At 72.6% G+C, this 5,706-nt stretch carries 6 protein-coding genes and 1 pseudogene; 2 read left to right on the top strand and 5 right to left on the bottom strand.

The genetic code is table 11. From position 1 onward, the window contains the following. Positions 1-351, bottom strand: a 351-nt coding sequence (locus CA983_RS39880) for a response regulator (RefSeq protein ID WP_143645712.1), incomplete at its 3' end; no start/stop codon positions are given. Positions 352-674: 323 nt separating this feature from the next. Next, positions 675-1,349 carry a DUF3000 domain-containing protein gene (locus CA983_RS39875; RefSeq protein WP_086605579.1) on the bottom strand — a complete coding sequence of 225 codons (675 nt, stop codon included), beginning with the start codon at positions 1,347-1,349 and terminating at the stop codon, positions 675-677. A 101-nt stretch (positions 1,350-1,450) separates the two neighbouring features. Between CA983_RS39875 and hemE the strand changes: the two genes are divergently transcribed. After that, the gene (gene hemE / locus CA983_RS39870; protein ID WP_086605578.1) at positions 1,451-2,518 is read left to right on the top strand and encodes a uroporphyrinogen decarboxylase; all 1,068 of its coding nucleotides are present in this window, start codon (positions 1,451-1,453) and stop codon (positions 2,516-2,518) included. Between the two features lie 28 nt (positions 2,519-2,546). Here the strand turns inward: hemE and CA983_RS39865 are convergent, their stop codons facing one another. After that, on the bottom strand, positions 2,547-3,365 hold the full coding sequence (locus CA983_RS39865) for a rhomboid family intramembrane serine protease (RefSeq protein ID WP_086605577.1): 819 nt from the start codon (positions 3,363-3,365) through the stop codon (positions 2,547-2,549). Positions 3,366-3,499: 134 nt separating this feature from the next. On the opposite strand from CA983_RS39865, the gene CA983_RS39860 reads away from it, so the two are divergent. Next, on the top strand, positions 3,500-3,832 hold the full coding sequence (locus CA983_RS39860) for a hypothetical protein (RefSeq protein ID WP_086605576.1): 333 nt from the start codon (positions 3,500-3,502) through the stop codon (positions 3,830-3,832). A gap of 123 nt (positions 3,833-3,955) precedes the next feature. Here the strand turns inward: CA983_RS39860 and CA983_RS39855 are convergent, their stop codons facing one another. Together CA983_RS39855 and CA983_RS49030 are read right to left on the bottom strand one after the other, a co-directional pair. Beyond that, on the bottom strand, positions 3,956-5,347 hold the full coding sequence (locus CA983_RS39855) for an FAD-dependent oxidoreductase (RefSeq protein ID WP_086605575.1): 1,392 nt from the start codon (positions 5,345-5,347) through the stop codon (positions 3,956-3,958). A gap of 104 nt (positions 5,348-5,451) precedes the next feature. Continuing rightward, a pseudogene (locus CA983_RS49030) lies at positions 5,452-5,706 on the bottom strand (hypothetical protein); the annotation flags it as partial.

The following is a 5,706-nucleotide window of genomic DNA, read 5'->3' as shown; positions in this document are numbered from 1 at the left end:
GACGACGTAGCCCTTCACACCGCCGGCGAGCGCGTTGCGCACGGCGCCGATGTCGTCGGCCGCGGAGAGGGCGAGCCCGTTGGGCCAGCCCGCGGCGCGGGTCTCCGACAGGAGGGTGAGGCCGGAGCCATCCGGCAGGTGGACGTCGGCGACGCAGATGTCGCGGGGGTTGCCGATGCGGGGACGAGCCTCCGCGATGGACGAGGCCTCGATGACGTCACGTACACCGAGCGCCCACAGGTGGCGGGTGACGGTGGAGCGGACGCGCGGATCGGCCACGACCACCATGGCGGTCGGCTTGTTCGGGCGGTAGGCGACCAGGCTTGTGGGCTGCTCGAGGAGAACGGACACCAGGCCTCCTGGGGTGCGGGACGGGGCCGGCTCGTGGGGGTGAAGCCGGGACGAACCGTGCTTTCAAGGTCACAGTCGTCTTCGGCACCCAACCCGTCCGCCTTTAGAGAATGATCACGAATCGGTGATAACAATCCGTGCAATTCGGACATGCGGTCGATCATTCGAAGGTCGAACGGTTTCGGTATGCGTCGATACGCGGTCGAAAGTGGCCGTATCGACAAAGTGATTCGGCCAAGAGGGGGACGCAGGTGTGATCGTCGACAGGGCAGCGTTGACCGCCCCGTACAGGTTCGATCAGTACGGGGCCAAAACAGGTTCGATCAGCGGGACTGCGGTCCTCGCCGCTGGGGCAGCGTCACCACCGACGCGTCCCCCGGCCCGGCCGGCGGCAGCCCCGCGACCTGGGCGAGCAGATCGCACCAGGACGCCAGGTGCGCGGCCGTGTCCGGGACCCCGCCCAGGCCCTCGCGCGGCGTCCACGAGGCGCGGATCTCGATCTGCGAGGCGGCCGGGCGCGCGGACAGACCCCCGAAGTAGTGCGAGCTCGCGCGCGTGACGGTGCCGCTCGGCTCCCCGTACGTCAGCCCGCGCGTCTGGAGCGCGCCGGTCAGCCAGGACCAGCACACCTCCGGCAGCAGCGGGTCCGCGGCCATCTCCGGCTCCAGCTCCGCGCGCACCAGCGTCACCAGCCGGAACGTGCCCTGCCAGGCCTCGTGCCCCGCCGGGTCGTGCAGCAGCACCAGCCGGCCGTCGGCCAGGTCCTCGTCGCCGTCGACGACCGCGGCCTCCAGCGCGTAGGTGTAGGGAGCGAGCCGCCCAGGCGGGCGCGTCGGCTCGACCTCGATCTGGGGCCGCAGCCGCGCCGCCATGAGCGCGTCGACGGCGGCCCGGAAGGGCAGCGGGGCGGAGTCCGCCTCCCGCCGGTCTTTCTCGGTGTCCTTCGCTTCGTCCATTCCGCCAGCGCCGTCCGACAGTCGTCCCTGAGCCGCAGCCATGCCGGAAGGTTACGGGGACCGGAGCCCGGGTGTCGGGCTAGACACCCCGCGCCTGTCCAGGGGCTGAATCACGCCCGTCGGGGGCGTGCGAAACTTGGCCCGTGAGTGCCAACGACGCCCCCCGGGCCCAGCAGCCGTCCGCCCCGTACGACTCAGCCTTCCTCAAGGCCTGCCGGCGCGAGCCCGTGCCGCACACGCCGGTGTGGTTCATGCGGCAGGCCGGGCGCTCACTTCCGGAGTACCGCAAGGTGCGCGAGGGCATCGGGATGCTCGAGTCCTGCATGCGGCCCGAGCTGGTCACCGAGATCACGCTCCAGCCGGTGCGCCGGCACGGCGTCGACGCGGCGATCTACTTCAGCGACATCGTCGTCCCGCTCAAGGCCATCGGCGTCGACCTCGACATCAAGCCCGGCGTCGGCCCGGTCGTCGAGCGCCCGATCCGCACCCGCGCCGACCTCGCCCAGCTGCGCGACCTGACCCCCGAGGACGTCTCCTACGTCACCGAGGCCATCGGCCTGCTCACCCGCGAACTCGGCGCCACGCCCCTGATCGGCTTCGCCGGCGCCCCCTTCACCCTCGCCAGCTACCTCGTCGAGGGCGGCCCGTCCCGCACGTACGAGAACGCCAAGGCGATGATGTACGGCGACCCCGGGCTGTGGGCCGACCTCCTCGACCGCCTCGCCGACATCACGGCCGCCTTCCTGAAGGTGCAGATCGAGGCCGGCGCCTCGGCGGTCCAGCTGTTCGACTCCTGGGCCGGCGCCCTCGCCCCCAGCGACTACCGGCACTCGGTGCTGCCGGCGTCGGCGAAGGTCTTCGAGGCCGTGGCCGGTTACGGCGTCCCGCGCATCCACTTCGGCGTCGGCACCGGCGAGCTGCTGCGGCTCATGGGCGAGGCCGGCGCGGACGTCGTCGGCGTCGACTGGCGCGTCCCGCTGGACGAGGCCGCCCGCCGCGTCGGCCCCGGCAAGGCACTCCAGGGCAACCTCGACCCGACGGTGCTGTTCGCCACGACGGAGGCCGTCGAGGCGAAGACCCGCGAGGTCCTGGACTCGGCGGCGAACCTGGAGGGCCACGTCTTCAACCTCGGCCACGGCGTCATGCCGTCGACGGACCCGGACGCGCTGACGCGGCTGGTGGAGTACGTGCACACGCGGACCGCCCGCTGACGGAGACGGCGACGGCGACCGGCCGGTCCTACCAGCCGGGCCGCGCCCGCCTGCCGAAGACGATGCCGCGCGGCTCCGGCGGCGGTGGTGTGCCGGGGCGCAGCGGCCAGGCGATCAGCATGCCGGCGAGGAAACCGACGACATGCGCCGCGTACGCCACCGTGCCGGCGTCGGAGATCCCCCCGCCGGAGGAGTACACCGCCTGGAGCGCGAACCACAGGCCCAGCACGGTCCAGGCGGGCAGCCGCAGCGGCAGGAAGATCAGGAACGGGACGAGGACCCAGACCCGGGCCCTCGGATACAGCACCAGATAGGCACCCAGCACCCCGGCGATCGCTCCCGACGCGCCGATCAGCGGGGCGGCCGACGCGTTGTTCAGGACCGCGAAGCCGTACGACGCCGCGTATCCGCAGACCACGTAGAAGACCAGGAAGCGGATGTGCCCCATCCGGTCCTCGATGTTGTTGCCGAAGATCCACAGGAACAGCATGTTGCCCAGCAGGTGCAGCCAACTGCCGTGCAGGAACATCGCGGTCAGGACGCTCAGTTCCGGCGACTTGTCGTAGGGCGGCGGGCCGACCACGCAGCCGGGTCCCTGCGGGCCCACGCCGACCTCACCCGTGGGCACCAGCCGGGGCATCTGGTGATGGATCAGCTCCCGTGGCACGGCCGCGTACTGGTCCAGGAACGCCTGGAGGTGACACAGCTGGGCCAGGCTGCCCTCGCCGACCACGGAACCGGCCATGCCGGGAGTGAGCAGGAACACGACGATGTTGGCGGCGAGCAGCGCGTACGTCACCCAGGCGGTGCGCCGCGCGGGGTTCACGTCATGAACGGGGATGACCACGCCACACGTGTGCCCGGAGCGCCGTCGGTGAATCGGTCCTGCCGGTGAACGCAGCCGTCCGGGCGTGCGTATGTGTCGGCAACCGCCCGCGGCGCGGGGAAGGCGGGTCGCGGGGCCGACGTGAGGAACAGGCGATGAACGACCGAGTTACTCCTGCGATGCACGCCCTGCCCGACGGCGAGGCGGAGCTGACGCTGGTGGTGCGGCTGCCGTGGGAGGACGTGGCCCGCCTCGGCCAGGAGGCCGGGCGGCTGGCGACCCAGATGCGGCGGCCCGTGACGCTGGACGAGGCGGTGAGCCACCGGTTGCGGTCGTCCAGGGTCGCCGCGCATGCGAAGCCGGCGGGGGAGCAGCCGCCGGCGGTGACGGCGGCTTCGGCGTCGGTGTCGTCGTTGCCGTCTCGGCCGCCGGCGGAGCAGGCTCGGCAGGCGATCGACCGGATCAACGGGACGGCCGGGACTGCGTAGGGCTTCGCCGAGGGGTGCGGGTTCGCTGCCGGGTGCGGGGCCGTTGGGGCCGTTCGCGCCCACGCGGCGGAGCCGCAGATCGATACAGCCCCGCGCCCCTGAGGTGCCCAGCCCCACCGTCGCCTACGAAGAACTGCGCACTTTTGCCGCCGCCTTGCGGGCTGCCACCAGGACCGGGTCCCACACGGGGGAGAACGGTGGGGCGTAGCCGAGGTCCAGGGTGGTCATCTGATCCGCCGTCATGCCCGCCGTGAGGGCGACCGCCGCGATGTCGACTCGCTTGCCCGCGCCTTCTCGGCCGACGATCTGGACGCCGAGGAGGCGGCCCGTGCGCTGTTCGGCGAGCATCTTGACCGTCATGGGGGAGGCGTCCGGGTAGTAGCCCGCGCGGCTGGTCGACTCGATGGTGACCGCCTCGAAGCGCAGGCCCACGCGGTGAGCGTCCTTCTCGCGCAGTCCCGTGCGCGCGATCTCCAGGTCGCAGACCTTGCTGACCGCCGTGCCGACCACGCCCGGGAAAGTGGCGTAGCCGCCGCCGGTGTTGGTGCCGATGACCTGGCCGTGCTTGTTGGCGTGGGTGCCGAGCGCGATGTGCCGTTCCTGGCCGGAGACCAGGTCGAGGACCTCGACGCAGTCGCCGCCCGCCCAGATGTTCTCGTGCCCGCGCACCCGCATCGAGCGGTCCGTGAGGAGGCCGTCGTGCGGGCCGAGGGGGAGGCCGGCCGCCTTCGCGAGCGTCGTTTCGGGGCGGACGCCGATGCCGAGCACGACGACGTCCGCCGGGAAGTCACGGTCCTCGGTGGCCACCGCCCGTACCCGGCCGTCGTCGTCCGTGAGGATCTTCGTGACCTCGGCGTCGTTCACCATCGTGATGCCCAGGCCCTCCATGGCCTCGTGCACCAGGCGGCCCATGTCGGGGTCGAGGGTCGACATGGGCTCGCTGCCGCGGTTGACGACCGTCACCTCGTAGCCGCGGTTGATGAGGGCCTCGGCCATCTCCACGCCGATGTAGCCGGCCCCGACGACCACCGCCCGGCGGCCACGCGTGCCTGCCAGCGTGTCGAGCAGCGCCTGACCGTCGTCCAGTGTCTGCACGCCGTGCACCCCGGGGGCGTCCATGCCGGGAATGTCCGGCCGGATCGGCCGGGCGCCGGTCGCGATCACGAGTTTGTCGTACGACGTCCAGGACTCGGCGCCCGATTCGAGGTCACGCGCGCGTACCCGCTGCCGGTCGGGGTCGACCTCCGTGACCTCGGTGCGCAGCCGCAGGTCGATGTCCCGCGCGCGGTGCTCCTCGGGTGTGCGGGCGATGAGCCGGTCCCGGTCCGGGACGTCGCCGCCCACCCAGTACGGGATGCCGCACGCCGAGTACGACGTGAAGTGGCCGCGTTCGAACGCCACGATCTCCAGCTCGTCGGGGTTCTTCAGACGGCGTGCCTGCGATGCCGCGGACATCCCCGCGGCGTCGCCGCCGATCACGACCAGTCGCTCCCTGCGCGTACGGCTCATGTTCATGCGAACACGCTACGGGAGCAGGGCATTTCAGTCCTGCTCGTCAGGAGTCCGCGCGGGCGGGGACTGCGGGGCCGGTCGGGCCGTCGGCAGCGGGCCCAGGGCGCTCACGGCGGGCTCGGGGCGCGGGCGGCGCGGGAGGCGGGGGCGTACGACGCGCAGCCACAGCAGCGTGAGCAGGGCGGCCACCGCCGCGAACGGCAGGACCGCGCGGGCGGGGACTGCGGGGCCGGTCGGGCCGTCGGCAGCGGGCCCAGGGCGCTCACGGCGGGCTCGGGGCGCGGGCGGCGCGGGAGGCGGGGGCGTACGACGCGCAGCCACAGCAGCGTGAGCAGGGCGGCCACCGCCGCGAACGGCAGGAC

It is taken from the genome of Streptomyces swartbergensis (assembly GCF_002148965.1).
Lineage (GTDB): Bacteria > Actinomycetota > Actinomycetes > Streptomycetales > Streptomycetaceae > Streptomyces > Streptomyces swartbergensis.
Note: the sequence above shows the minus strand (reverse complement) of the source record. Positions and strands in the feature narration are given on the sequence as shown.